The 24,441-nt window shown below is 58.9% G+C and carries 28 protein-coding genes and 1 pseudogene; 16 read left to right on the top strand and 13 right to left on the bottom strand.

The features are described from left to right. Window positions 1-18: 18 nt before the first annotated feature. The 4 genes and pseudogenes from GDN47_RS17825 to GDN47_RS17810 all read right to left on the bottom strand — a co-directional run. Window positions 19-802 (bottom strand): annotated as a pseudogene (locus tag GDN47_RS17825) (ABC transporter ATP-binding protein); the annotation flags it as partial. Beyond that, window positions 799-1,533 (bottom strand): ABC transporter permease, encoded by a 735-nt coding sequence (locus GDN47_RS17820; protein WP_113353587.1) that lies wholly within the window; start codon window positions 1,531-1,533, stop codon window positions 799-801. The gene GDN47_RS17820 and the pseudogene GDN47_RS17825, both read right to left, overlap by 4 nt. Before the next feature lie 68 nt (window positions 1,534-1,601). After that, window positions 1,602-2,561, bottom strand: a complete 960-nt coding sequence (locus GDN47_RS17815) for a formylglycine-generating enzyme family protein (protein ID WP_113353433.1) — start codon at window positions 2,559-2,561, stop codon at window positions 1,602-1,604. Window positions 2,562-2,614: 53 nt separating this feature from the next. Further along, window positions 2,615-4,051, bottom strand: coding sequence for a sulfatase family protein (locus GDN47_RS17810; RefSeq protein WP_152093920.1), 1,437 nt, complete (start codon window positions 4,049-4,051; stop codon window positions 2,615-2,617). Window positions 4,052-4,196: 145 nt separating this feature from the next. Here GDN47_RS17810 and GDN47_RS17805 point away from each other — a divergent pair, with 145 nt between their 5' ends. Continuing rightward, window positions 4,197-5,249, top strand: a complete 1,053-nt coding sequence (locus tag GDN47_RS17805; protein ID WP_145321211.1) for a LacI family DNA-binding transcriptional regulator — start codon at window positions 4,197-4,199, stop codon at window positions 5,247-5,249. Between the two features lies 1 nt (window position 5,250). Then, on the top strand, window positions 5,251-6,690 hold the full coding sequence (locus GDN47_RS17800; protein WP_233788491.1) for a sulfatase family protein: 1,440 nt from the start codon (window positions 5,251-5,253) through the stop codon (window positions 6,688-6,690). Between the two features lie 94 nt (window positions 6,691-6,784). On the opposite strand, the gene GDN47_RS17795 is transcribed toward GDN47_RS17800, so the two are convergent. Continuing rightward, window positions 6,785-8,053, bottom strand: coding sequence for a D-tagatose-bisphosphate aldolase, class II, non-catalytic subunit (locus tag GDN47_RS17795; RefSeq protein ID WP_113353437.1), 1,269 nt, complete (start codon window positions 8,051-8,053; stop codon window positions 6,785-6,787). Between the two features lie 51 nt (window positions 8,054-8,104). On the opposite strand from GDN47_RS17795, the gene GDN47_RS17790 reads away from it, so the two are divergent. Then, a complete protein-coding gene (locus GDN47_RS17790) occupies window positions 8,105-8,392 on the top strand; it encodes a hypothetical protein (protein ID WP_113353438.1) in 288 nt (95 codons plus the stop codon). A 111-nt stretch (window positions 8,393-8,503) separates the two neighbouring features. Beyond that, window positions 8,504-9,118: an outer membrane protein gene (locus tag GDN47_RS17785; RefSeq protein ID WP_113353439.1), complete on the top strand. Its 615-nt coding sequence runs from the start codon at window positions 8,504-8,506 to the stop codon at window positions 9,116-9,118. Between the two features lie 207 nt (window positions 9,119-9,325). On the opposite strand, the gene GDN47_RS17780 is transcribed toward GDN47_RS17785, so the two are convergent. Then, complete coding sequence (locus GDN47_RS17780; protein ID WP_145634188.1) at window positions 9,326-9,619, bottom strand: substrate-binding domain-containing protein; 294 nt, start codon at window positions 9,617-9,619, stop codon at window positions 9,326-9,328. Window positions 9,620-10,089: 470 nt separating this feature from the next. Between GDN47_RS17780 and GDN47_RS17770 the strand changes: the two genes are divergently transcribed. The 6 genes from GDN47_RS17770 to rpsU all read left to right on the top strand — a co-directional run bounded on the left by GDN47_RS17770 (window position 10,090) and on the right by rpsU (window position 13,233). Beyond that, window positions 10,090-10,527, top strand: coding sequence for a curlin (locus tag GDN47_RS17770; protein WP_113353441.1), 438 nt, complete (start codon window positions 10,090-10,092; stop codon window positions 10,525-10,527). 64 nt (window positions 10,528-10,591) lie between these two features. Continuing rightward, the gene (gene csgH / locus GDN47_RS17765; RefSeq protein WP_113353442.1) at window positions 10,592-10,990 is read left to right on the top strand and encodes a curli-like amyloid fiber formation chaperone CsgH; all 399 of its coding nucleotides are present in this window, start codon (window positions 10,592-10,594) and stop codon (window positions 10,988-10,990) included. Between the two features lie 236 nt (window positions 10,991-11,226). Then, complete coding sequence (locus GDN47_RS17760) at window positions 11,227-11,640, top strand: curlin (RefSeq protein WP_113353443.1); 414 nt, start codon at window positions 11,227-11,229, stop codon at window positions 11,638-11,640. A gap of 220 nt (window positions 11,641-11,860) precedes the next feature. Further along, window positions 11,861-12,010, top strand: a complete 150-nt coding sequence (locus GDN47_RS17755) for a hypothetical protein (protein ID WP_095438695.1) — start codon at window positions 11,861-11,863, stop codon at window positions 12,008-12,010. 82 nt (window positions 12,011-12,092) lie between these two features. Continuing rightward, on the top strand, window positions 12,093-12,590 hold the full coding sequence (locus GDN47_RS17750) for a BON domain-containing protein (protein WP_113388795.1): 498 nt from the start codon (window positions 12,093-12,095) through the stop codon (window positions 12,588-12,590). Window positions 12,591-13,029: 439 nt separating this feature from the next. Continuing rightward, window positions 13,030-13,233 carry a 30S ribosomal protein S21 gene (gene rpsU, locus GDN47_RS17745; protein ID WP_095438691.1) on the top strand — a complete coding sequence of 68 codons (204 nt, stop codon included), beginning with the start codon at window positions 13,030-13,032 and terminating at the stop codon, window positions 13,231-13,233. 185 nt (window positions 13,234-13,418) lie between these two features. Here the strand turns inward: rpsU and GDN47_RS17740 are convergent, their stop codons facing one another. The 5 genes from GDN47_RS17740 to GDN47_RS17720 form a co-directional block, all read right to left on the bottom strand. Continuing rightward, on the bottom strand, window positions 13,419-14,762 hold the full coding sequence (locus GDN47_RS17740) for a PQQ-dependent sugar dehydrogenase (protein ID WP_113388796.1): 1,344 nt from the start codon (window positions 14,760-14,762) through the stop codon (window positions 13,419-13,421). Beyond that, entirely contained in the window at window positions 14,759-15,208 is a 450-nt protein-coding gene (locus GDN47_RS17735) for a DUF2231 domain-containing protein (RefSeq protein WP_145321206.1), read from the bottom strand. The genes GDN47_RS17740 and GDN47_RS17735 overlap by 4 nt, the downstream gene beginning before the upstream one ends. A gap of 130 nt (window positions 15,209-15,338) precedes the next feature. After that, the gene (locus GDN47_RS17730; protein ID WP_113353448.1) at window positions 15,339-15,545 is read right to left on the bottom strand and encodes a hypothetical protein; all 207 of its coding nucleotides are present in this window, start codon (window positions 15,543-15,545) and stop codon (window positions 15,339-15,341) included. A 10-nt stretch (window positions 15,546-15,555) separates the two neighbouring features. After that, window positions 15,556-15,738, bottom strand: coding sequence for a hypothetical protein (locus GDN47_RS32345; RefSeq protein WP_083258237.1), 183 nt, complete (start codon window positions 15,736-15,738; stop codon window positions 15,556-15,558). A gap of 190 nt (window positions 15,739-15,928) precedes the next feature. Beyond that, window positions 15,929-16,783, bottom strand: coding sequence for an SDR family oxidoreductase (locus tag GDN47_RS17720; protein ID WP_173002519.1), 855 nt, complete (start codon window positions 16,781-16,783; stop codon window positions 15,929-15,931). A gap of 176 nt (window positions 16,784-16,959) precedes the next feature. Here GDN47_RS17720 and budC point away from each other — a divergent pair, with 176 nt between their 5' ends. From budC to GDN47_RS17690, 6 genes are all read left to right on the top strand, one after another. After that, window positions 16,960-17,724 carry a meso-2,3-butanediol dehydrogenase gene (gene budC, locus GDN47_RS17715; protein WP_113353450.1) on the top strand — a complete coding sequence of 255 codons (765 nt, stop codon included), beginning with the start codon at window positions 16,960-16,962 and terminating at the stop codon, window positions 17,722-17,724. A gap of 16 nt (window positions 17,725-17,740) precedes the next feature. Beyond that, the gene (locus GDN47_RS17710) at window positions 17,741-18,178 is read left to right on the top strand and encodes a PPC domain-containing DNA-binding protein (protein ID WP_113353451.1); all 438 of its coding nucleotides are present in this window, start codon (window positions 17,741-17,743) and stop codon (window positions 18,176-18,178) included. An 88-nt stretch (window positions 18,179-18,266) separates the two neighbouring features. Continuing rightward, complete coding sequence (locus tag GDN47_RS17705) at window positions 18,267-20,360, top strand: catalase (RefSeq protein ID WP_113353588.1); 2,094 nt, start codon at window positions 18,267-18,269, stop codon at window positions 20,358-20,360. Window positions 20,361-20,529: 169 nt separating this feature from the next. Beyond that, the gene (locus tag GDN47_RS17700) at window positions 20,530-20,850 is read left to right on the top strand and encodes an oxidoreductase (RefSeq protein ID WP_113353452.1); all 321 of its coding nucleotides are present in this window, start codon (window positions 20,530-20,532) and stop codon (window positions 20,848-20,850) included. Window positions 20,851-20,956: 106 nt separating this feature from the next. Beyond that, the gene (locus tag GDN47_RS17695) at window positions 20,957-21,166 is read left to right on the top strand and encodes a hypothetical protein (protein ID WP_113331686.1); all 210 of its coding nucleotides are present in this window, start codon (window positions 20,957-20,959) and stop codon (window positions 21,164-21,166) included. A 71-nt stretch (window positions 21,167-21,237) separates the two neighbouring features. Next, window positions 21,238-22,131, top strand: coding sequence for a DUF72 domain-containing protein (locus tag GDN47_RS17690; protein WP_152093919.1), 894 nt, complete (start codon window positions 21,238-21,240; stop codon window positions 22,129-22,131). Window positions 22,132-22,156: 25 nt separating this feature from the next. Here the strand turns inward: GDN47_RS17690 and GDN47_RS17685 are convergent, their stop codons facing one another. Together GDN47_RS17685 and GDN47_RS17680 are read right to left on the bottom strand one after the other, a co-directional pair. After that, window positions 22,157-22,426, bottom strand: a complete 270-nt coding sequence (locus GDN47_RS17685; protein ID WP_069614031.1) for a hypothetical protein — start codon at window positions 22,424-22,426, stop codon at window positions 22,157-22,159. 157 nt (window positions 22,427-22,583) lie between these two features. Further along, window positions 22,584-24,377 (bottom strand): thiamine pyrophosphate-requiring protein, encoded by a 1,794-nt coding sequence (locus tag GDN47_RS17680; protein WP_113353454.1) that lies wholly within the window; start codon window positions 24,375-24,377, stop codon window positions 22,584-22,586. Window positions 24,378-24,441: the final 64 nt, after the last annotated feature.

The following is a 24,441-nucleotide window of genomic DNA, read 5'->3' as shown; positions in this document are numbered from 1 at the left end:
CATGATCATGTCCTCCTGTGATTGCTGATCTTCAGTTTGAGGCAGGGTGATAGACGGCCCGCCAGACCTCGTTGCGCAGCTCGGAAAACCGCGGCGAAAGCCGCATCTCCTCCGTCCGGGGAAAGGCAAGGTCCACGGGAATGATCTTGTGGAGCCGACCCGGACGGGCCGCCATCACAATAACCCGGCTTGCCAGATAGACCGCCTCGTCGACATCATGCGTGATGAACATCACTGTACGGCGCTCCTTGCTCCACATGGCAAGAAGCTGGTCCTGCAATTGCACGCGCGTCAGGGCATCGAGCGCGCCGAAAGGTTCATCCATCAGCAATATCTTCGGATTGACCGCATAGGCCCGGGCAATGGCGCAGCGCTGCTTCATGCCGCCTGAAAGCATCTTCGGCAATGCATCGGCGAAGTCCGTTAGGCCGACGAGCTCGATGAAATGGTCGGCGATGCCGCGGCGCTCATCCTTGGGACGGCCGGAGATTTGAAGCCCGAACTCAACATTCTGCCGCACGGTCAGCCACGGAAACAGGGCATATTGCTGGAAGATGACACCGCGTTCCGGCCCCGGCCCTTTCACAGGCATATTGTCGACCAATACCTGCCCCGATGACGGCGGGGTCAATCCCGCGGCGATGTTCATGGCTGTCGACTTGCCGCAGCCGGAAGGGCCGACGACGGTGATGAACTCGCCATCCTCGATATCGAGGTCAAGGTTTTGCAATGCGGTAAAGGCTGCCTGACCCGCAAGATCGAAGCTTTTCGAAACGTTCTGAAACGAAATCTTCGGCGTCATAGCTTTTCCTGCCATGCTGTGAGAATACGGTCGGCCATCATGACGATCCGATCCATGAGCAGGCCGAGAACGCCGATGGCGATCAGGCTCACGAAAATGGTGGGCAGATCATAATAGAGCTGGGCCTGCTGCATGCGGTAGCCCAGGCCGGACTGCGCGGCGATAAGTTCGGCTGCGACGACGGTGGCCCAGGACGAACCGAGGCCAATGCGCACGCCGACCATGATATAAGGCGTTGAGGCCGGAATGATCACGCGGCGGAAAATGGTGAAATCGTCCGCTCCCAATACGCGCGCGGCGTTGATGAGTGTCTTGTCGACGCTAATCACCCCCTGGTAGGTTGCAACGACGCTCGACAGGAAAGCGGCGAGGAAGATGACAAAGATCTTCGGTGTCTCGTCGATGCCCATCGTCACGATCGCAAGCGGAATGATCGCCAGCGGTGGAATGGTGCGGAAGAATTGCACATAGGGCTCGATGATGCCCCGGGCGATGCGATACCACCCCATCAGGAAGCCGACGGGAACAGCGACGATCAGGCCGAGGCAGAAGCCCGTCATGACCCGGCCGAGACTGGCCAGCGCATCGCCGAGCAGGATGCCATTTTTAGCCTCGGCGGCGGCGGCCGCGGCCACCTGGGCAGGCGTTGGCAGACCAACCAGCCCTTCGGCCGTCACCAGCCACCAAAGGCCGATGCCGATGACGACAGCGGCCACATTCAGACCCAGCATCGCGGCAGGCGTCGTCAGCAACGGGCGCCGCGGAGCGCCAGGGCGTATGGTCGCGTTCGTCGCGATGGTCATTGGCGTTCGCTCCCAACTGCACATTGCTCGCCGCGAGACTTGTCAGCCTGACGGCTGACACAACGGAAGCCGATATGGGTCGTGGCGCTGTCGATCATTTCCGGATGCCGGGCCGCCGGCCGATAGCGGCGGCAATAAGTCGGCGCGCAAAGATGCGATCCACCCTTCAACACCTTGCGCGGAATGCGGATCGCCGGCTGACGCGGGTCGTAGCTTTGCTCGGCAATGGCGACTCTCGGATTGCTCGGAACACAGCAAGGCTTCGCTGCATCGTCTGGATGGCGGTCCGTCCAGTAATCGTCCGTCCACTCCCAGACATTGCCGATCATGTCGGAAAGACCATAGCCATTTGCGGGAAAGGCTCCGACCGGCGTGGTGCCGAACTCAGCCTTGCCGGGGAGATTGGCCATCGGAAAATCGCCGTTCCAGATATTCGCCATCCTGCGGCCGTCGGGCTCGAGCTCCTCGCCCCAGGCGAAGGTCGCCCCTTCCACGCCGCCGCGGGCGGCGAACTCCCATTCCGCCTCGCTCGGCAAAGCCTTTCCGGCCCAGCGCGCATAGGCTGTCGCGTCGGCATGGCAGATCTGCACCACCGGATGATCCATCATCGCCTCCGTCAGAGACGAGATGCCATCGGGCCGATGCCAACATGCACCCGCCGCAAAGTGCCACCAATCACCCCAGAAGCGCATATCGCCGGACCTCCGCGGCGCTCGAAAGACCAATGATCCCGGCTGCAGGATAGCCGGATCGGCGCCGGGATAAACCGATGGGTCCGGCGTCTGCTCCGCGACCGTCACATGACCGGTATCGGCGACGAAGCGCGAAAAGTCCCGGTTCGTGACCGGCGTGGCATCCATGAAGAAGCCGTCGACCCGCACGCGATGAACAGGCCCTTCCTCGGGATAAAAATCTTCCGATCCCATCAGGAAGCTGCCACCTTCGATCCATACCATCCCATCCTTTGCGGGCGGGGACGATCTGGTTGCGGTTGCCTCCTGAAAATCTGTCATCGCACACCCGCCATGACATCGCGCGTGCGGTAGTTCGACTCGATGAGCCAGTCCCGCATGACATCGAGAAGTTCGCGCTTTCGCGCCTCGCATGCGGGATCGTCCCAGAGATTTTGCACCTCGCCAGGATCGTTCTTGAGATCGAACAACTGTCCGTCGCTCGACCCTTTGAAATGGACCAACTTCCATCCCTCGCTACGCACGCCGGTCATGAATTCCACGCCGCCGCTCATGGCGACGTCACCGATCTGCTCGCAGAATACGTGGGTACGAGGCGTCCACTCACCCGTCTCCAGCGCCGACTTCAGGCTGCGCGCCTCGAAGCTCTTCGGCGGCGTGATCCCCGCATATTCCAATATGGTCGGACCGAGATCGAAGAGCTGGCAGAGGCCGTTTAGCTTCCTGCCACCCTCGAATCGATTTGCGGTCGACCAGATGATGGTGGGCACCCGTGTGACGACGTCATACATCGACCATTTCTGGATCAGGCCGTGGTCGCCGAGGCACTCGCCATGGTCGGAGGTGAAGATGACGATCGCATCCTCCAGATAGCCGCGCTCCTTCAAGGCTTCCAGCAACTCACCGATCTTTTGGTCGATCAGCGTCACGTTGCCGAGATAGTGAGCCCAGAGCCGCTGCATCTGCTCGGGCGACGGATCAAGGCTCCAGACAACCGAATCGTGATCGACCTCGACGTCGTGCTGTCGCTTCTCCTTCAGTTCCTGATGCAAGGAATCGAGCTCCTGGCGCGACGGCTTGGGCAACGGCAGATCGTTGCGCTTGAGGTAAGGCTCGGAATATCGCGCCGGCGGATCGAACGGCGGATGCGGGCCTGGGAAGCCGACCTGCAGGAAAAGCGGTTCGGTCCGTGGATATGTGTCAATCCACCACTTCGCCATATTGCCGACGAAAGCGTCGGAATGCAGCTCCTCGGGCAATTCCCAATCAAAGGCGCCAAGACGCTCGCGATAATCCTCCCGCCGACGATAGGTCTCGCGCTGCTGCTTGACCAGACCATTCGCGGCGAGCGCCTTGTCCCATTCGTCGAAATACCAGCGCCCCTCCATGTAACGATCCTTGTTTTCGACGACGTAACGCTCGTGGAAACCGGAGTCCGAATTGTAGGGAATGGTGTGCATCTTGCCGACGTTGACGCAACGATAGCCGGCATCCCTCAACTGGTCGACCCATGTCCTCTGCCAGCGCTGACCATTGGCGAGCACCCCGGTGGTATGTGGATAGTAGCCAGTGAAGAGGCTGGCTCGTGAGGGAACGCAGCTGGGAGCGTTGATATGACAATCAGTCAGCGTCACCCCCTTTTCGACAAGCGCATCAAGATTGGGCGTAACCGCATAGGGAAATCCAAGCGCGGCGATGGAGTCGTATCGCTGCTGGTCGGTCATGATCAGGATGATATTGGGGCGGTCGGCCACGCTTTACGTCCTTCCCTGCTGCCAGAACGCAAATTTCAATGGAAAGTCTCGTTGGAAAAATTTTGCGCTCTTGTCTCCTCGTTCGAGAAATGACATAAAGTTAACGGTAACGCAACGCTCACTTGAGCAAATTTTTGCGAGGAGAATGGGGGCGAACGTGGAGGAGCGAGAAAAGGGCGGCGCACCAACACTGGCTTCGATCGCCGTCAGGGTCGGGGTTTCCATCAATACGGTCTCGCGGGCGCTTCGCGCGCCCAACACGGTGAGGCCGGAACTGCGGCGAGAGATCGCCAAGGCCATGGACGAGCTGAATTATGTGCCGAACCGGCTGGCCGGGGGATTGTCGGGGACGAGATCCGACATCGTCGGCGTCGTCGTGACATCGCTCTATTATTCTGAATTTGCCTCCATTATCGATGCCCTGCAATCGGCGCTTCTCAAAGACAATCTTCAGGTCATGCTCGCCAATACGCGCTATGATCCTGACCAGGAGATAACGCTCGTGCGCTCGATCCTCAGTTGGCGCCCAGCCGCGGTTGCCATTATCGGTGTCGACCACCCGACCAAGGTCACTGAGCTGCTGACGTCCTCGGGCGTTCCGGTCGTCGAAATGTGGGATGTCGGCGGCGACATCATCGATTCCGCGGTCGGCATGGATCATCGGGAGGCCGGCGGGGCGCAGGCCGACCACATGATTGCGTGCGGTTACCGGCATCTCGCCTTTCTCGGCAGCATGCGCGAAAACGACATGCGGGCAAGGAAACGCGCCCACGGCTCAGCACGCGCCATTGCCGCGGCCGGATTGCCGGATCTCGTCTATGCTGTTCGACAGGAAGGCGGCCGGCCGGCGCTCGGCGAAGAGCTCGCCCATGAACTGCTCGACAGCAATCCACGGATCGACGGGATCATCTGCAACAGCGACGTCGTCGCCTTCGGTGTCCTGAAGGCGCTGCATGAGCGCGGCAGGAAAGTGCCCGCCGATATCGGCGTCGTCGGCTTCGGCGACAGCGAGGCGGCAAGCTACGTCACCCCTTCGCTCAGCACCATCAAGCCCGACCGTCATCGGATCGGCGAACTCACGGCCGAATTGATCGTCGCGCGGATCAACGGCGAGGACCCGCGAACGAGTGTGGTCGACTGGGAACTGCTTGCACGCGACAGTACCCGCTCGCCCTTTAAATCCCTGAATGGAGATTGACGTGACAGAGGCAAGGAACAGGCCCAACATCGTCTTCGTCATGACCGACCAGCAGCGTTTCGATACGATCGCGGCGGCCGGTTTCGACTACATGATCACGCCGAATCTTGATCGCCTGGTTCGGGACGGCACGTGTTTCAGCCACATGTACGTGACGTCACCGTCCTGCGCGCCCTCGCGGGCAAGCCTGTTCACGGGACTCTATCCGCACACCAACGGCGTCTTCCGCAACGATGAGCGCTGGACGCATAGCTGGGTTCGCCGCCTTGCCGATGCTGGCTATCGCTGTGTCAATGTCGGCAAGATGCACACCTCGCCCTTCGAGGAGTCCTTCGGTTTTCACGAAAGGCATGTTGTCGAAAACAAGGATAGAGCGACCGAGCGGCTGCCGTTTTATCTCGACAACTGGGACAAGGCTTTCTGGAGCCGAGGCATCGAAAAGCCGAGCCGCGTCACATACCGACGGCTCGAAGATTATCGCGAACGTCTTGGCGCCTTTGTCTGGGATCTGCCTGAAGATCTGCATTCGGACAATTTCGTCCCTGAGTTCGCCGCCATGTGGCTTGATCGCTACCGGGGCCAAGAACCATTCTTCCTGCAGATCGGCATTCCAGGTCCGCACCCGCCCTACGATCCGACACAGGACTATCTCGACAAATATAGGGATCGCGATCTGCCAGAAGCGATCCGTGACCATGCGGCAATGGATGGGCAGCCATCGGCACTCAAGAAGCTTAGAGAACAACATATCAGCGTCGATCATGATGCGGTCGTGCATCTTGAAAATCCGACGCCGGAACAATTGCGCCGCCAACGCGAGCATTATTTCGCCAACGTCTCGATGATCGATACGCAGATCGGCAAGCTCATGGAGGCGCTCGAGCGTCGCGGCGTTCTTGAGGATACCATCATCATCTTCACGTCGGATCATGGCGACTGTCTGAACGATCATGGACACAGCCAGAAATGGACGATGTACGAGCCGAGCGTGCGCGTGCCGGCAATCGTCTGGTCGCCGGGCCGTGTCGAGCGTGGCAAGATCGTCGGCGACCTCGTTTCGCTCTTCGATTTCGGGCCGACAATCCTGGAGCTGGCGGGACTTGAAGCGCCAAAATGGATGGAAGCACGTTCCTTGGCTCCTTACCTCACCGGTGCGAACGTCACGCCGCGCGAATTCGTCTTCTCCGAACATGCGGGCGACCGTATCCTGAGCGGCACGGAATTCATGACGATGATCCGCGACAAGCGGTTCAAGCTGGTCCACTTCGTCGAGAGCGACGAAGGCCAGCTTTTCGATCTGTCTGTCGATCCAAATGAAGTCAATGACCTGTGGAGCGACCCCGCCTATCAGGATGTCAAACGCCGCCTGATCGATGAAATCCTGAAATGGCGTATCCGCAGCGACCTGAAGACACAAGGCTGGACGGAGGCGATCCTATAAGCGGGAATGGCAAGAGCCTCGATCGCGAGGCCTTTCGAGCTTTAGGTGGCAATGATGAACGGAATATGCGGCAGGAGAGCCGTTTTCCGATCGGTCAGCCGGCTTGTCGGCACGCACGGGCGTAGGTCTCGAGGACCCCACCGACAAACGTCTTGACGATCCTGTCGACGCTGTCCTTCGCGCCGATCCTGTCTGCCATCCGCCCGAGGAACTGGCTTGCCAGCGTCGGCGGAATTTCGCGGCGATGAAGTGTATCGGTCAGCTTTTGAACGGCGCCAACAGCCTCCGGATAACCCCAGTAATAACGGATGCGGTCACTGTAACTGTAGCGAAGTTGAAGCCGGATAGCCTCTTCGCTGCCATGATAATGTCCCGCCCAGTCGCCCGTATGTTTCAGCATGAGGCGCTCCATGGTGACGGCAAGGTCGCGGTCATAGTCCGGGTCAAGTTCCGTTGCGATCAAGTCGAGCGCCAAGAGACCTTCTCGCAGCGCGAACGTCAATCCAGGCCCAACCTTCAGAATTGGAAATCCATCGCGTACCAGTGCGGTCAGCGCGCTTTCCGACTGGTAGTCTGTCGAATGCGCTTCGAAAACCAGACCCACTTCATGATCCAGCACGCTGGTTAGTTTCCTAGCGAGCTCAGGTCTGTAGCCAACGACGTTCTCATTGCCAAACTCCACGCCCGGCTGGACGACGAAGGCAATGCATCTGTCGAACGCCTCCGACAACCCTTCCCTCGCAAAAATCTCGCGATGGATCTCGATGGTGGCGGTGGCGGCTTCGGCCTCGGTCGGTTCGACAACATCGAGCGTGTGGTCCGCGCCTCCCGGCACCGGGACTTCCGTCCCCAGCACGTAGAGCGGCTTGGTGCCGACTTCCCGCGCAGCCTGCTCGGCAATTTTGGCAAGCCTTGCCGCCCTTTGAGCCACGATCGCATCGTCGAGGGCGGATGGGTCATCGGCGCATGCCATGGATGCGTCGAGGTGAATTTTCGTGAAGCCCGCTCTCACATATTCAGCAACCATGACCTCGGCCTTGGCCATTGCCGCGGAGGCGGTCTCCCGCCGCCAGGGATTGGGTCCGAGATGGTCGCCACCGAGGATGACGTCGGAAGTCGTTACCCCGTTGGCCGCGGCGAGCGCGAGAACATCTCCGGCAAAATCCGCCGGCGTTTTTCCAGTGTAGCCGCCAAACTGATTAACCTGGTTACAGGTAGCCTCTATCAGGACGGGACCACCCTCCCGCCGAGCCAGCGACATCGTCGCTTCAAGCACGAGCGGGTGCGCCGAGCATACCGACGTAATTCCGACCGGCTTGCCCGCGCGGCGCGCGTCTGCAAGGCTTTTGAGGAAGAGGTTCATGCGGCTCTCCAACCTTATCCGCTTCTGGAATAGCAATGCGGTTCCCATCACATGTACATGCCCGGCGCCTTCGCAATCAAGGTTTCCGCCGGGGGCTCAAGAATTATCAAGCCCGCCGCCGAACGCATGAAGGTTCGAACCTTCATCGACTTCTTCGCTTCGCGGCCAAACCTGTGTTCGGGGCGGCCGAAAAGCGCTGACCGCATGGGCCTGGATGTTTCCTGCGAAATCACGCGGCATGGGACGCGCCGGGATGGCCCCGTTTTCAAATCCGACAACCCGCCGACCTTGCACCTTTTGACACTCCCCAGTGTTTTTTCGCCGTCGCAACAAAAATGAACATGAAAGCACACACAGCAATCTTGCGGGACGACATAGTCACCCTATGAGCCGGGCGGATGCGACACGCGAACGCCTTTCCGCTGGTGCAAAACATGAGGCACTGCCATTATGCATATCAAGCTTTTCGTCGTCGGCGCCCTGGCGTCGTTCCTGGCCGTTCCGGCCCTCGCCGCCGACCTCACCTATGAGCGTTCTGCGCCAGCCGCCGAACAGGCTTATTCGGCCTATGACTGGTCCGGCTTCTATCTCGGCGGACAGGGCGGCTATGTCTGGAACAAAGGGACCGTTCTGGGCACCGACCGCAATCTCGACGGTGGCACGGCTGGCGTTCATGCCGGATATAATTTCCAATCCGGCAATATCGTCTACGGTATCGAAAACGACTTCAACTACAATTTCAAGGACAAGAAGGAAGCGGATCTCGAATGGGATGCGTCGGGCCGCGCTCGCGTCGGTTACGCCCTGGACCGGACGCTGCTCTTTGCGACAGCCGGTCTCGCTGCCGCCGGCGGCAAGGTTGATGCCCCCGGCGTTGGGAAAAAAGACGATATCCTGATCGGCTGGACGGCCGGCGGCGGCATCGAGCACGCCTTCACGGATAATGTCATCATTCGCGGCGAATACCGCTATTCCGATTTTGGAAACAAGGATTTCGGGTCGGCGATCGGGGAGTTCGGCGCCACTCAGAACAAGGTGCTTGTTGGCGCGAGCTACAAGTTCTGAAAAAACGAACAGCAAGCCGCGCTGGCCAAAGCCAGTAGACAAACCGGCAATCGGGCGGAGGAAAAAATCCTCGGTCCAATTGCTGGCACCGGCATGTTTCCCGTCTGCCTTTGCAAACAGCGGTTAGCTATCCGGCTGTCCCCATGCCGAGCAGGGGCGGCGGACACGACCGGGTGCGTCTTACTACCTTTTCGTCCGGATCGCGCGTCAAGTGGTGCCGCGCAATTCCACGCGGGGTTCGATCAGCGGATGTCTGGCCTCGCGCCGGCCATCGATCCTGCCGAGCAGCACCTCCACAGCCGTCCGCCCGAGCAGCATCTGGTATTGATCGACGCTCGTCAGGCCGACGAGCGGCATGGCGGCCATCGGAGAGTTGTCGTAGCCGATGATCGCAAGATCTTCAGGAACCCGAATAGCGCTTGTCCGTGCTGCATTGATCAAGGGGGCGGCATCGAGATCGGGCGCCATATCGAGTGGCTCGGCGCCGACACGGTCGTTCATCTTGATGTCCCCGAACTGATATCACTTGTCGCACGCACCGACGGCGATCGACCGATCCAGATCGGCGAGGCTTTGTTCGCCACGCCGTTGACCGGGAAGGAACACAGATTTTCATAGCACCGAGCCACATTGATCTTGATCCAAGGGAGGCGGCCCGCGGGGCTTCGCATGCACCAAGCCGTTGCATTGTTTTTTTAATGCGACGAGCAGAAGCTCTTTACCTGCGATGTTTCCGACCTTCAGAGCAGACAATCGCCGGCCTATATCCATTTTCATCGTGCGGGTAGCTGCCAGCTCGCTAGAAACCAATGAGCCACCATGTCATTTCTTCGGAACGCTAATTGCGAGAGGCTGGTACCGATCTCCGCGAATGAACCCGGGCTGAATGGTGCTTTCAGCTTCTGTTCCGAAGGCGGCGTCTAAAAGAAAGACGTTCAACCGCGGTCTTATCCGCCTGAGGAGACACAGTCATGATCCGCACGTCTTTCATTGCAACCGCACTCGTCGCTCTCGTCGGCATCACCGCCGCGGCCCCCGCCATGGCCAACGATGTGCGTATCGAACAATATGGCTGGTCGAACTCCGCCGGCGGCGCTCAGGAAGGGTATGCAAACCGCATCAGAACCTACCAGAACGGCGCCTACAACCGGATCGTCGGCCATCAATATGGCCGCCACAACCTTTCGGCTATCGGTCAGGAAGGCAATGACAATTACGGCGCCACCTATCAGAACGGTGACCGCAACATAGCTGGCATCGGCCAGTTTGGCTCCAACCACACGACCATTCTTACCCAGGACGGCAATGGCAACATCGCGGCTGGCGTCCAGGTCGGCCATGGCTGCAGCGCCAATGTCAGCCAGGGCGGCAACGGCAATGTCGCGGCCTTCGTCCAGGCCTGCCCTTAAGCGACCGCGCGATGACGTGAAAGAAGTCACAAACGCGACAGCAGACCATTTGGGGAGATGACCCATGCCAAATAGCGTCAAACATCCACGCCGACTGATGACGATCCTCGCGCTGGTCCTGCTTCCCGTCGGCGCCGTTGCGGCCATGACGACTGCCAACCAATCTGACGATGCGGGGCTTTGCGAAATCAAAGCAACGCCTGGAGCAGGTATGGTGAGACTGGATGCGCTCGTCCACGCCGACACGCATGTCGGCGGGACTTACACGTTTCGCGTCGAAAAATCGGGAGACGGTGGAAGTTCCATGATCAACCAGAGTGGCGATTTCGATGCCACGGCCGGGCATCCGGCAATCCTCAGCTCCGTCTCGCTCGGCTCCAAAGGAACCGCATACAGGGCAACGCTGGATATTGTGATCGGAGATAAGAGTTTCAGCTGCACGAAGCAGGTCGGCGACAACTAATCGGCCTCCAAACTCTGCAAATCCCTTTAAAAGGGCGCCGGCTCCTGGCGCCCTTTTGCTTTCGATCAGGTTTAGAGCGGTTCAGTTTCTCACGGAGCCTCTGAACCGCTCTGTCTCTTTGGTTTCACGCAATTCCAGACGACTGAACCACAACTGAACGGGCAATTCCGACTGGGTTCAGCTTAAAGATGCGAAGGTTGGTCATCGGCTCAGACAGCCGGCCAATGGAGATCAGGATGACCCGCAGCGTGTTTAAGATCCTTACCATCACTCTTCTTGCCGGGAGCCTGGGACAGGTCGCCTTGTCCGCGCCAGCCTATGCCGGTGGCCGGATCTCGTTCAACCTTGTGCCTGATAATGCCGAGGATGCGGATCTTTTCTCGACCGGACTGCGCGTCTATTCGCTGTACCGCGGCCTGAAAGACGCCGACATCCGGCAGCTGGGCCGGGGGAACGCGGCTGGCATTGCCCAGGCCGGCCGAGGTAATCTCGGCTTCATCCAGCAGCAGGGCAATGGTCATTCCGCAACCTTGCGGCAGAACGGCAACAACAATGCCTATGGCATTTTCCAGTACGGACGAAATACTGAAACCGATGTGGAGCAGGATGGGGATAATGGCAGTGGCGCTACCTTCAGCTACGGCTGGTAGGCAGTTCACGGCAATCCCGAAGGCGATCCCAGGCAAAAGATCTTCGCTTATTTTGGCAGAGAGAGAAAGCGCCGGCGAACGGCGCGCGGAATGATTTCCTCCTCGATACAGGCGAAGGAAAAGCCGGTCTTTCCTTTCGGATGGGCTTTTATCGCGGCTTGGCACGATCGGAACCAGGGCTGCCGACGGGGGTTATATCCATAGCAAAGGAGAAACCGTCATGATCCGCAAACTGAAATCCGGTGAATATCGTCTCTACTCACGCAAGCTCGATCCGAAGACACACAAGCGCAAGAATCTCGGGACGTTCAAGACCCGCGAGGCGGCCGAAAAGCATGAGCGCGAGGTGCAATATTTCAAGCACCACTAACAGATCGGCGGAGCCGGATGGGCGTCCGAGAAGCAAATCGGAGCTTAGCGTGTTTCTTGAGCTGAAGGAAAGGAGATTGGCTATGACACAGTTTCGAAAGAAGAAATCGCTGTCGCGAGAAGAGGACTATCGCGACTATCAGGATCGCGATGCCCGCGAAGGCTGGCCATATTCCGACGAAAGCGCCCTAGGTTCGACCGAACCGGAAAATCGAGAATATGGCACCACTCCAGCGAACTTTGACGAAGATACCCCCTCTGGCCTGATTGGAGATAACGCGGACACGAACGGGCTTGAGGAAGACACGGCCCACACGATTGGGCCATTGCCACCCAGCCGTATCGATAACGATGAACTGGAAGCGGCGATTACCGAACGGTTCATCGAAAGCAAAGAAATCGATGCAGACAGCATCGAGGTTCATGCCGAGGACGGTATCGTAACATTGGAAGGCAGTGTCGAAACGCAGGCGGCTGCCGAACAGGCGGAAGCGCTTGGGCTGTCTACGCCCGGTGTCGTCAAGGTTCGCAACAATCTGAAAACGATCGGTGTCGATTCCCATATTCCCCCCGATGTGTGATACGCGGGCCCCACATGCCCTAGACGTTGGGAAGATGTTGCCCCCTTGCAACATCGGAATTCGATACCCATTTATCGGCTTGAGATATGCGGTTCCGCTCGCCCGTTGCATTGCAATGGCTGGTCCAGGCCTTAATCGCCCGACCCATCATGCGGTCCGTTCCTTGCCCTCCGTCCGATGACGTGACGGGCGCTTCCATCATCCATTGACATGAGCGCTGGCTTAGTGGCCGGCGCAGGAGATTTCATTGAAAAAATCAAAGGCAATCGACGCGCTCGCGGCGGTGAAGCCGCGCGGATGCGATCAACCCATCAACCAGCTCCCCGACAAAAGCTGGAAACCCTATCCCTGTTTGCTCACCCGCGAGGAGCTTCAGAAGCTGATAGCCGAGCAACTCGGCTGACGGCCGCCATTCATCACCAATAGTGAGGAGAACAAAATGCAGGTCCTGGTAAGAGACAACAATATCGAACAAGCAATCCGAGTTCTCAAACGAAAGATGCAGCGTGAAGGCTTGTTCCGGGAAATGAAGGAGCGACGAGCCTACGAGAAACCATCCCAGCGGCGTATTCGGGAAAAAGCGCAGGCCATCAGCAGACATCGCAAAGCCATGCGCAAAAGAATGAAGCGCGATGGCGGCTGATTAGGTCAGCCAGATCCGACATGAAATCGGATGAACACATCATAATGCATGCAAGTTCATTTCGTTCAGGGCGGCTTTGCCATGATGACCGCGACTATGCTGGCGCTTCAAGGCGCCTTTCGATCCGCCGGCATTGCGCGAAACGCGGGCCAAGCACACCGCTTTCTCGACGGCGTCGGTAAAGTTTACGGCGCTGCCGAGCTAACGCGCCAGACCGTATTGCCGACGTCATCGGCGATGAGCAAGGCGCCAGGCTTGTCGACCGCCAAACCTACCGGCCGGCCCCTCGCCTCGTTGTCGCCATTCAAGAAGCCGGTCACGACGTCTTGCGGAAGGCCTTTGGGCCGACCGTCCGCGAATGTGACGAAGACCACCTTGTAGCCGTTGAATTGGTGTCGATTCCAACTCCCGTGCTCGCCGACGAAGGCACCGCCGCGATACGCTTCCGGCAAACTGGTACCGGTATAGAAGACCATCCCAAGGGGCGCCACGTGCGAACTCAGCGCGTAATCCGGAACGATTGCCTTCGCCACAAGGTCTGGTCTTTGCGGCATGACCCTGGGATCGATGTTCTTGCCAAAATAGCTGTACGGCCAACCATAGAAGCCGCCCTCCTTCACCGAAGTCATATAGTCCGGCACGAGATTGGGACCTAGCTCATCGCGCTCGTTGACGACTGCCCAGAGAGCGTGCGTCTGCGGCTCCCAGGAAAGACCATTCGGATTTCTCAATCCATCCGCGAAGATGCGATGGCGCCCCGTTGCTCTATCGACCTCCCAGATGGAGGCGCGGTCCATTTCAGCCTGTATGCCGTTTTCCGTGATATTGCTGTTCGAGCCGACACCGACATAAAGTAGCGTACCATCAGGGCTCGCCACAAGGCTCTTGGTCCAATGGTGATCGATGGGTCCGCCGGGCAAATCGGTAAGTTTCGTTCCCGGATCGGGGATGCTCGTCTCTCCCGTCTTGTATGGATAACGCATGATCTTGTCCGTCTCCGCGACATACAGGTCGCTACCGACAAGAGCGACACCGAAAGGGGAGGCGAGATGATCGAGAAAAACGCTCTTCGTTTCGGCAACTCCATCCCCATCGGCGTCACGCAGCAAGGTTATACGGTTGCTTCCTTCATTGCTGCCGGCAGATGTCGCCATCGACTCGATCCAGCCCATGATCAGATCCTTGGGACGCTTGATCGATGCCGCGGGCGGCGCAACAGATTCCACGGCAAGAACATCGCCATTCGGCAGCACATAAACCGAACGCGGGTGCTTCAGTCCTGTCGCGAACGCCTTTATCTGCAATCCTTCCGCAACCTTTGGCTTGTCGCCGTTTTGCCAGCCGATCACCTTCGCGACATGCATCGGTGGGATGAGATATTGCGTCTGGGCCGGCAATGTCGGATTTGGTCCGACCTGATCCTTCGGATCCTCTTCGTTCTGACCGCAGCCAGACAGGATAAGGATCGTGCCGCAGATAAGCGCGGCAACGGGGGATGGCGCGGTCAACTTACCTACACCGATCTTCATCTCTCGGCTCCCGGATCTCTGCGGAAAATCAATACCCGCCTTATCCAGCCGCTCAAAAGGACGAGAACGACCACCACGGATGAAAGAATAAGCCCGGTCGGAACGACGGAAGTCCATGCATCCCGGCTATGCACGAGCGCGTTAAAGAAGGACAAGACGAGGATAAGAACGCCGCAGATCGAATAAAGCCAGACTGGTCCGCGCATCAAGGAAAGGCGCCTGCCGAGTGCATCGATTATCATGGCGATTATAGCAAGCAAGCCGAACAGCAAGCCAACCGCGAGCAGCCACGCGGAAGCATCCGCCCACATCATCTCGGCGGTTGCCCAATAGGCCAGGTCCGTTGCCAATGTGCCAAGGAAGCAAACCATCGGGATCGGAATGAGGAGCGAGTGAAGGGGGCGGGGCGGAAGAGGGTGTGCAGCGCGAAGGTCCTGTGCGACCATATCGGTGTCTCCAATATTCCTGAGAGCACCCAAACATTTATCGACTTGCTTTGTTCCAGGCGGACAATTGGGGTCTTATGGACTGCATCGGGCCTTCCGCTCGGCTTCTCGACACGAGCGGAATTCGGCCTCAGCTTGCGGAGTGGCCACCTTTCCGGCTGGGATCGTGGCCATGATGGCGATCTCGTTCGCCGCCGCCGCCGGAAACCTTGCTGCGGTCCCGCTTATCGGGCTCGGCCGGCGGCTTTGGAATATTCAAGGGCGCCTTGGCATTTTCATGGGATGCTCCCGGGCCGCCTTGGCGAATACTGGCCGGTGTTTTCGTCGACGTGGACATTGACACCTCCCTATCGATCCTGTTGATGCCCCTGGTGACTGGTATTGATCCGGCTATTTCCCTGCTGACCTTTCTTGTCGGGATCCACCGTCATGTCAGGCTTATGGGGGTCGGATATCGATGGCTTGGCGTGGTCACCAACACCTTTATCGCTTCGATTCTCCTCGGGAACCGGTGGTGGTCTGCTGTTCATCATCTCCTCCTGTCATTGCCTTGCCAGAAGCTGTGGACGATTTATCTTGGCCGTCTTGCTGCATTCGTTGTCATGGCCAAACCACTTCCAGCCCGGAATGTTCCGAGAATGAGCGCCGTTCGCGGACATAAGCACATGATTTCGATCTGAAGAGCGCGGCTCAGCTCCGTGTCGCGCAGATGCACCGAACTCAAAGGAGAGGCTTGCCCCCAGTGACCGCGACGGTCGTGCCGGAAACATAGCTGGAGAGTGGATCGGCAAGCATGACATAGGCCGTTGCCAGTTCAGCCGGCTGACCCGGTCGCTTCATCGGCACTTGCTTTCCGAAATTCTCGACTGCTTCCGACGTCATTGTCGAAGGGATCAATGGCGTCCAAATAGGTCCTGGCGCCACGGCATTGGCGCGAATGCCTTTTTCCGCGAGCAATTGCGCCAGCCCCGCGGTAAAATTCTGGATGGCCCCTTTGGTGGTGGCATAGGCAAGCAATGTGGGGTTTGGAGTGTCCGAGTTGATGGACGCCGTATTGATGATGGCGCTGCCCGGCTTCATGTGCGGTACGGCCGCCTTGGTCAGATAGAACATGGCATGGATATTGACCTTGAAGGTCAATTCCCATTCCTCGTCACTGATATCGCCGATATCTTGAAAGCTCGCCTGATGCGCGGCATTGTTGACAAGAATATCGATCCCTCCCAGTTCGGCGACGGCCTTGTCGATGATATCTCGACAATGTCTGGGATCCTGAATATCGCCGGCCATCAACACCGCCTTGCGGCCGGCCTCCTCGACCCATTTCTTGGTTTCGTGAGCATCGTCGTCTTCGCTCAGATAGGCGATCAAAACATCCGCGCCCTCGCGGGCAAAGGCGATCGCGACAGCGCGGCCAATGCCGCTGTCACCGCCGGTGATGACAGCCCTTTTGCCGGCAAGCTTTCCTGATCCGTGATAGGTCACCTCTCCATGATCGGGTTTCGGATGCATGTCGGCGGTATAGCCGGGCATGGGCTGTTGCTGCGGCGGAAATGGTGGTCGTGGATGTGTCATGACTTTGCTTCCGGAGATGATTGCGTTGTCATTCCAAACCATCCACCTCGCTTTCGGTTCCATCCATGGCACACTATCCGCCCGGTGCATCGGGGAACATTCAAGTCCGGTCCTGGTTCCTATCGAAAGCTACGTTTCGATAGATCCCGTTTCGCCGATTTTGAAAGGACAGCCCGATGCATCGCTTCGAAGGAAAGGTCGTCATCGTAACAGGTGCTGCATCGGGAATGGGAGAGGCGACGGCACGGCGCTTTTCCAAGGAAGGCGCCAATGTCGCTCTCGTCGACCGCCGCGAGGATGCGCTGGAAAAAGTCATCGCGGATTTGCCAGCCGAACGCAGCCTTAAGCAGTTGGTGGATGTATCGGCATCGTCGGCGGTCGCCGCGATGGTAGCGGCGGTGGTGGAACGGTTCGGTCGCCTTGACGTCATCGTGAACAATGCTGGCATTCACGAGGGTGGCGCGCCCGCCGACATTTCCAACGAGCAATGGCGCGATGTCATGGCGACCGATCTGGACGGCGTGTTTTTCGGTTGTCGTGCGGCCATACCGCATCTTGAAAAGACCAAGGGGTCGATCATCAACACTGCCTCCGTCTCCGGCACCGGCGGCGATTGGGGTATGAGCCCCTACAACGCCGCCAAGGGTGCCATCGTCAATCTGACCCGCGCGCTGGCGCTAGATCTCGGCCGAAAGGGAATTCGCGTCAATTCCGTATGCCCGAGCCTCACGCGCACTGGCATGACGGAGGACATGCTCAAGGATGAAGCCCTCGTTGCCAAGTTCAAGGAACGCATTCCACTTGGTCGTGTCTGCGAGCCGGACGAGGTCGCGGCCGTCATCGCCTTTCTGGCAAGCGACGATGCAAGCTTCGTGACCGGCGCCAACATCGCCGTCGATGGTGGCGTGTCGGCTTCCAACGGCCAGCCGGCACAGGATTGAAAGGGAGACGAGCGCGATGAATTTCAAGAAAGTTGACCTGCGGAACGGCCTGAAGACCTATGTCGTCGTGCTCGATGCGAATGAGGAAGCATTCTCCACGCTCGCCCGCTTCGCCACGGATCAGGACCTGAAGGGGGCTTCGATCACCGCGATAGGCGCGTTTGAACGCGCGACTGTCGGCTGGTTCGATTTTAGCGAGCGAAGCTACCGCAAGATCCCGATTACCGAGCAATGCGAGGTGCTGAGCCTGATCGGCGATATCGCGACAGGCGACGATGGCAAGGCGAGCCTCCATCTTCATGCCGTCCTCGGTCTGAAGGATGGCTCCACGCGCGGCGGCCACTTTCTCGACGGTATCGTGCATCCGACCTTGGAAGCGACCATCGTGGAAACACCGGCGGAATTGCAGCGTCGGCATCAAGAGGATCTCGGCATCGCGCTGATCGAACTTTGAGGTCACCAGCCGCCATCTCCGGCCAATCGGAACATTGCCCGTCGAACAAGGTTCGGTCAGCGGTTCCAACGGCAAAAAAGAGGATATCATGGCGAAGGACACGAGCTTCGAAACATCGCGCGGCGAAGGCGGGGAGACGCACCAGCATATTCCCGAAAGCGGTCCCCATGGCGACGCGGAGCATCTGACCACCAATCAGGGTATCCGGGTGTCGGACAATCAGAACAGCCTGAAGTCCGGGGTCCGTGGCCCGACGCTGCTTGAAGATTTCGTCCTGCGTGAAAAGATCTTCCATTTCGACCATGAGCGCATCCCTGAACGGATCGTGCATGCACGAGGTTCGGCCGCACACGGCTTCTTCGAGCTCTATGAATCGCTGTCCGATGTGACCAGCGCCGATCTGTTTCAGCGCAAGGGTGAAAAGACGCCGGTCTTCGTCCGCTTTTCGACCGTTGCCGGCGGTGCCGGCTCGGTGGATACGCCGCGTGACGTGCGCGGCTTCGCCGTGAAATTCTATACCAAGCAGGGTAATTGGGACCTTGTCGGCAACAACATCCCCGTCTTCTTCATTCAGGATGCGATGAAATTCCCCGATCTTGTGCATGCCGTGAAGATGGAGGCCGACCGCGCGTATCCGCAGGCGGCTACCGCCCATGATACGTTCTGGGACTGGGCGTCGCTGATGCCGGAATCCACGCATATGCTGATGTGGGCGATGTCCGATCGAGCTATTCCGCGCTCGCCGCGCATGATGCAAGGCTTCGGCGTCCACACGTTTCGCTTCGTCAACGATGCCGGTAAATCCACATTCGTGAAATTCCACTGGAAGCCGAAGCTCGGCATTCAATCGCTTGTCTGGGACGAGGCATTGAAGCTGCAGGCGGCCGACAATGACTACCATCGCCGCGACCTCTTCGAGGCGATCGCGGCCGGGCATTTTCCTGAATGGGAACTGGGCCTGCAGCTCTTCGACGATGCCTTTGCCGAAAACCTTCCCTACGACGTCCTCGATGCCACGAAGATCATCCCGGAAGAGGTACTGCCGGTAAAGATCGTCGGACGGCTGGTTCTCGATCGCAATCCGGACAATTTCTTCGCGGAAACCGAGCAAGTGGCGTTCTGCCCGGCAAACATCGTCCCAGGCGTCGATTTCACCAACGATCCCCTGCTGCAGGGCCGGCTCTTCAGCTATCTCGACACGCAGAAATCCCGCCTTGGGACCGCGAACTTCCATCAACTGCCGATCAATGCGCCCAAATGCCCCGTCATGAACTTCCAGCGCGACGGGCAGATGCAGATGCAAGTGCCGAAGGGCCGCGCGAACTACGAACCGAATAGCCTTGGCGACAACGGCGAAATCGGCGGTCCGCGCGAATGTCCGGTGACGGGCTTCCGCACCTATGAGCATCAAGCCGGGAAGGAAGAGCAGGGCGATAAGCTGCGCGTGCGCGGTGAACTCTTTGCCGACCATTACAGTCAGGCTCGTCTTTTCTGGAAGTCCCAGACACCGTCGGAACAGGCTCACATCGCATCGGCCTTCGTCTTCGAATTATCGAAGGTTCAGCTTCAGCACGTGCCGCCCCGCATGGTCGGCAACCTCATGAATGTCGATGCGGGGCTTGCCAACAGGGTCGCCGCGGGCCTCGGGCTCGTCAACCCGACCAGGAATTTGCCGGCGCGTGAGCCGATCGATCTCGCCCCCTCCCCCGCTCTTTCCATCCATAAGAACATGAAGGAGACGCTCGAAGGGCGGCAGATCGGCATATTGATCGCCGACGGAAGCGACGCCAAGGCGATCTCCGATCTCGTCGAAGCCCTCAACGACGCCAAGGCGAGGCCTTTCATCGTGGCGCCCAAGGTGGGGGAGACGAAGCTTTCCGACGGAAATACGATCCGTGCCGATGGGCAGCTCCTTGGTTCGCCTTCGCAGCTTTTCGATGCCGTTGCCGTCATCCTCGCGAAGGAAGGCGCCGCTGTGCTCCTCAACGAAGGGGCTGCCGTGCAATGGGTGATGGATGCTTTCGGACACCTAAAGGCGATCGGTCATGACGCTGCCGCCAAGGCGCTTCTCGACAAGGCGGGCATTCAACCCGACGCCGGTGTCGTGGATCTCGCCTCCTTCCTGAGTGCCGCGCCCAAGCGATATTGGGACCGCGAGCCCCGTGTCCGGATGCTCGCCTGATGGGCAAGCTCCCTCACGTCGCTGCCTGCCTCCGTTGGTGATCAGCGGTGTCCACCGATTGTCGCGCCATTCCCTGATCTGATTACCAGCGAGGAAATATCGGAAAATCCGGAAACAACTGCCCGCCATTGGAGTTGGAAGGTGGCAAATCCAAAGAAAGGAAATACCAATGTTGACGAGAATAATCGCAGTCTGTGCTCTTTCGATCGGCATGGCCACGGCAGCCATGGCTCAGCAATCAGGTTCCGGCGGAACAGGCAATTCCGGAAGTGGTAACGGCGCCGGCACCGGTTCGCAGAGCAATGGCACCTCCAACGGAACTGGAGGCGCCAATAGCAATACCACCGGAACCAACGGGACTCCGAATTCCAACGGTCAGTCCCAGGACTGCAATGCCATGAAAACCGGCAAGAACACGACGCAAGGTACGGATACGCAAAACAATAGCCAGTCGAGCGACAGCACGTCCAGCCAGAACTGCCCGCAATAATAATGGTGGAAATCCGAAATGCCTCCCGCATTTCGCACACCTCTTGGCTGTCGGTGTCCGTGACGTGGATCACCGGCAGCGGGAGGGCCAATCAAGGAGACAAATCATGATGAATGGCGCTCAGGAACTTGCCGAGGAATATCTAAGGCTCGGTGGAAAAAGACTTCTGGTAATGGATGACAACATCCTGTCGACCAACAGCTGGGAGGCTGATCCGCTCGAAGCTGAAGCCTTTTGGAAAAGGGAAATCGAGAGTTTGGCACCAAGACAACGCAACGAGGTCATGTCGTTCCTGCCGTCCATCAACGTTACCTGACGGGATCGACGGGCATTGAATTACGACATCGTCTCTTGCACAGGCAAGGTGATCCGGACGCGGTATGAACCATGGTAAAGGCTGGAACGATCCGCATCGGAATTTCCGGGTGGACGTACGCACCCTGGCGCGGCGTTTTCTATCCGAAGGGCGTGACCCAGAAACACGAATTGTCCTACGCCTCGTCGCAATTTCCATCCATTGAAATCAACGGCACATTCTACAGCCTGCAGACACCCGACACCTTCGCAAGATGGCGGGAGGCCACTCCAGACGACTTCGTTTTCGCGGTCAAGGGATCACGCTATATAACCCATCTACGAAGGCTTCGCGATATCGAGGTGCCGCTTGCCAATTTCATGGCCTCCGGCCTCTTGCGGCTGGGAGCAAAGCTGGGACCCATACTTTGGCAGTTTCCTCCCCGGCTGCGGTTCGATCGAGAACTGTTCTCCAATTTCATCCACCTGCTGCCAAAGGACACGGATGAGGCACTTTCCTTGGCCAAGCGGCATGATGAGCGCTTGAACGGCCGAGATTGGTTGATGGCGGACAAAAGGAGACCGATCCGGCATGCATTCGAAATCCGCAACGAGAGCTTCGTGGACGCCGATTTCATTGAACTCTTGCGGAAGCATCGGATCGGGCTCGTTTGCGCCGATACCGTCGAGTGGCCGTTGCTGATGGATGTCACCGCGGACTTTATCTATTGCCGCCTGCATGGCTCGGAAGAACTCTATGTCAGCGGCTACGATGATGAAGCGTTGAGCATGTGGGCGGAGCGCATCGCCGATTGGGCGCACGGGCGCGAGCCGGACAATGCCAACCGTGTCCTGAAGCCATTGAAGCGGTCACGACGGGGTCGCGATGTCTATGTCTATTTCGATAATGACGAGAAGGTGCGGGCGCCGGCCGACGCGCGGCGGCTCAGCCAGTATCTTAGGCTGGTCTGGCAAAAAGGTCCGTAAGGAGGAGCACGCGGCGGCATCATACTTATTCAAGCCGCCCCCAGGCCGGATTCCAGTTCACGCCTTCCGACAGTTCGACATAGATGGGCCGCATAACCTCATTCGACATCTTGTTGCGAGCGGCCCGAAAGGCGTCATCTGGCTCCATTTCCTCACCAGGAAAAACCGTGTCATCCTCTCCTGGCGACATGACCTTGCGCAGGAATCCTCGGATCTGATCGCCGGAATGGTAGAACTTGATGACGATGGAGCCTGGCGGCACGTTGTTCTTACGATACCTATGATAGGTTTCCACCTTACACCTCCTGACGTTGTCGCCTGTTGCCGCGTCCAGAGCACTTCGCCGTCTCGCGCTATGCTCTTTCATTCAGCCAAGGCTTAGTCGATTGACATCGGTCCAAACCACCCTTCCCAGCATTGGTTCCCGCAGCGCAGCCGACATTTGCCCGTCGTCACCTGTTGGCGCGACTAGGAAGGATGGCACTCAGCGCCTGTCTTAGCGTTCCCTTGATCACACCGCTTTCTTCAGGATCCCCTTTCAGCAGGGCGGTGGTCAGGTTGCGCATCTGCTCGAAAGTCAGGTGCGGCGGTATCGGCGGCACTTCGGGATCTGTCTTGACCTCGAGAACAACGGGACGATCGGCGGTAAGCGCTTCATCCCAGGCGGCGCCAAGCGCCTCCGGTCGATCGACGAAAATCCCCTGAAGGCCAATCATGTCGGCGAAGCGATGATAGGGGACATCGGGGATCCGCTGCGAGGCATCAAATTTTGGGTCTCCTTCCATGACGCGTTGCTCCCAAGTCACCTGGTTGAGATCCTCGTTGTTGAAGACGCAGACGACCATGCGTGGGTCGGACCATTCGCGCCAGTATTTCGTCACGGTGATCAACTCCGCCATGTTGTTCATCTGCATGGCGCCATCACCGACCAGGGCGACGATTGGCCGATCCGGATGCGCGACCTTCGCGGCGATCGCATAGGGCACCGCCGCCCCCATGGACGCGAGACCGCCGGACAAGGAGGCCATCATGCCGCGGCGCATGCGCAAATCGCGCGCGTACCAATTGGCGCATGAACCGGAATCGCTCGTGACGATGACGCCGTCTGGCAGGCGTGGCGAAAGCTCCCAGACGACACGCTGCGGGTTGACCGGATTGGCCTCCACGTGCGCCCTCGCCTCCAGCGTTCGCCACCACTTTCCGACACTCGTCTCGATCTCCTTGCGCCAGGAAAGATCCTGCTTCTGCTTGAGAAGCGGCAGCAATGCCTGCAAGGTCTCCCGGGCGTCGCCGACAAGATTGACCTCCATGGGATAACGCAAGGAGAGCATGTCAGGCCGGATATCGATCTGAACCCCTTTTGCATCGCCTTCTTCGGGCAGGAACTCCGAATAAGGAAAACCGGATCCGACGACCAACAGGGTATCGCAGTCTCGCATCAGGTCCCAGGATGGTTCGGTACCCAGAAGGCCGATGGAGCCGGTGACCCACGCCAGATCATCCGGTAGGGCGGCCTTGCCGAGCAAGGCTTTCGCCGCTCCTGCTCCCAGCCGGTCCGCGACCGCGATCAGCTCGTCGCTCGCGCCCAACGCGCCGGCACCGACGAGCATCGCGACCCTCTTTCCGGCATTCAGGACGGACGCGGCGCGCTTCAGATCGATCTCGTGCGGCACCGTTCTCGGTGCCACATAGCCGACGCCCGACATGACCGAGCCATGCTTGCGTGGCGGTGTCTCATAGGGCATCTCCTGCAGGTCGTTCGGCAGGATGACGGCAGTGACCGTCTTGTTCGCCAGCGCGATGCGCGCGGCCCGATCGACCAGATGGCGTACTTGCGCGGGAGCTGAGGCCTGATGGACGAAGTTGCCGGCAACATCCTTGAAGAGCGATGCGAGATCGACTTCCTGTTGATAGTGACCGCCCAGCGCCCGACGGGCCTGCTGGCCGACAAGGGCCAAGACAGGTTGATGATCCAACCGCGCATCATAGAGCCCGGTCACCAAATGCGTGGCACCCGGTCCAGAGGTGGCGACGCAAACGCCAAGCTCGCCTGAGAATTTGGCATAAGCCGACGCCATGAAAGCGGCCATCTCCTCGTGACGAGCCTGAACGAATTCAATTTTTCCATCGGCCCGGTTCAAAGCCCCGAAGAGGCCGTTGATGCCATCTCCGGGATAGCCGAAGATGCGTCGCACGCCCCAATCGTAGAGGCGCTGCACGATAAAGTCGCCAACCGTCTTTGCCATGATCCATCTCCACTTGTCGCGCGCCATCAAAGCGCGTGGGGTCCAACAAGCAGAGGCTCTTTAT

Source organism: Martinezella dioscoreae, assembly GCF_009176305.1.
Classification (GTDB): domain Bacteria; phylum Pseudomonadota; class Alphaproteobacteria; order Rhizobiales; family Rhizobiaceae; genus Rhizobium; species Rhizobium dioscoreae.
Note: the sequence above shows the minus strand (reverse complement) of the source record. Positions and strands in the feature narration are given on the sequence as shown.

Excerpts from the sequence above, each read along its gene's own strand:
- GDN47_RS17820 (WP_113353587.1), bottom strand. The coding sequence starts at position 1,533 with ATGCTGGGTCTGAATGTGGCCGCTGTCGTCATCGGCATCGGCCTTTGG.
- GDN47_RS17815 (WP_113353433.1), bottom strand. The coding sequence starts at position 2,561 with ATGGTATGGATCGAAGGTGGCAGCTTCCTGATGGGATCGGAAGATTTT.
- GDN47_RS17805 (WP_145321211.1), top strand. The coding sequence starts at position 4,197 with ATGGGGGCGAACGTGGAGGAGCGAGAAAAGGGCGGCGCACCAACACTG.
- GDN47_RS17795 (WP_113353437.1), bottom strand. The coding sequence starts at position 8,053 with ATGAACCTCTTCCTCAAAAGCCTTGCAGACGCGCGCCGCGCGGGCAAG.
- GDN47_RS17790 (WP_113353438.1), top strand. The coding sequence starts at position 8,105 with ATGTACATGCCCGGCGCCTTCGCAATCAAGGTTTCCGCCGGGGGCTCA.
- GDN47_RS17785 (WP_113353439.1), top strand. The coding sequence starts at position 8,504 with ATGCATATCAAGCTTTTCGTCGTCGGCGCCCTGGCGTCGTTCCTGGCC.
- GDN47_RS17780 (WP_145634188.1), bottom strand. The coding sequence starts at position 9,619 with ATGAACGACCGTGTCGGCGCCGAGCCACTCGATATGGCGCCCGATCTC.
- GDN47_RS17770 (WP_113353441.1), top strand. The coding sequence starts at position 10,090 with ATGATCCGCACGTCTTTCATTGCAACCGCACTCGTCGCTCTCGTCGGC.
- csgH (WP_113353442.1), top strand. The coding sequence starts at position 10,592 with ATGCCAAATAGCGTCAAACATCCACGCCGACTGATGACGATCCTCGCG.
- GDN47_RS17760 (WP_113353443.1), top strand. The coding sequence starts at position 11,227 with ATGACCCGCAGCGTGTTTAAGATCCTTACCATCACTCTTCTTGCCGGG.
- GDN47_RS17755 (WP_095438695.1), top strand. The coding sequence starts at position 11,861 with ATGATCCGCAAACTGAAATCCGGTGAATATCGTCTCTACTCACGCAAG.
- GDN47_RS17750 (WP_113388795.1), top strand. The coding sequence starts at position 12,093 with ATGACACAGTTTCGAAAGAAGAAATCGCTGTCGCGAGAAGAGGACTAT.
- rpsU (WP_095438691.1), top strand. The coding sequence starts at position 13,030 with ATGCAGGTCCTGGTAAGAGACAACAATATCGAACAAGCAATCCGAGTT.
- GDN47_RS17740 (WP_113388796.1), bottom strand. The coding sequence starts at position 14,762 with ATGAAGATCGGTGTAGGTAAGTTGACCGCGCCATCCCCCGTTGCCGCG.
- GDN47_RS17735 (WP_145321206.1), bottom strand. The coding sequence starts at position 15,208 with ATGGTCGCACAGGACCTTCGCGCTGCACACCCTCTTCCGCCCCGCCCC.
- GDN47_RS17730 (WP_113353448.1), bottom strand. The coding sequence starts at position 15,545 with ATGTCCACGTCGACGAAAACACCGGCCAGTATTCGCCAAGGCGGCCCG.
- GDN47_RS32345 (WP_083258237.1), bottom strand. The coding sequence starts at position 15,738 with ATGAACAGCAGACCACCACCGGTTCCCGAGGAGAATCGAAGCGATAAA.
- GDN47_RS17720 (WP_173002519.1), bottom strand. The coding sequence starts at position 16,783 with ATGACACATCCACGACCACCATTTCCGCCGCAGCAACAGCCCATGCCC.
- budC (WP_113353450.1), top strand. The coding sequence starts at position 16,960 with ATGCATCGCTTCGAAGGAAAGGTCGTCATCGTAACAGGTGCTGCATCG.
- GDN47_RS17710 (WP_113353451.1), top strand. The coding sequence starts at position 17,741 with ATGAATTTCAAGAAAGTTGACCTGCGGAACGGCCTGAAGACCTATGTC.
- GDN47_RS17705 (WP_113353588.1), top strand. The coding sequence starts at position 18,267 with ATGGCGAAGGACACGAGCTTCGAAACATCGCGCGGCGAAGGCGGGGAG.
- GDN47_RS17700 (WP_113353452.1), top strand. The coding sequence starts at position 20,530 with ATGTTGACGAGAATAATCGCAGTCTGTGCTCTTTCGATCGGCATGGCC.
- GDN47_RS17695 (WP_113331686.1), top strand. The coding sequence starts at position 20,957 with ATGATGAATGGCGCTCAGGAACTTGCCGAGGAATATCTAAGGCTCGGT.
- GDN47_RS17690 (WP_152093919.1), top strand. The coding sequence starts at position 21,238 with ATGGTAAAGGCTGGAACGATCCGCATCGGAATTTCCGGGTGGACGTAC.
- GDN47_RS17680 (WP_113353454.1), bottom strand. The coding sequence starts at position 24,377 with ATGGCAAAGACGGTTGGCGACTTTATCGTGCAGCGCCTCTACGATTGG.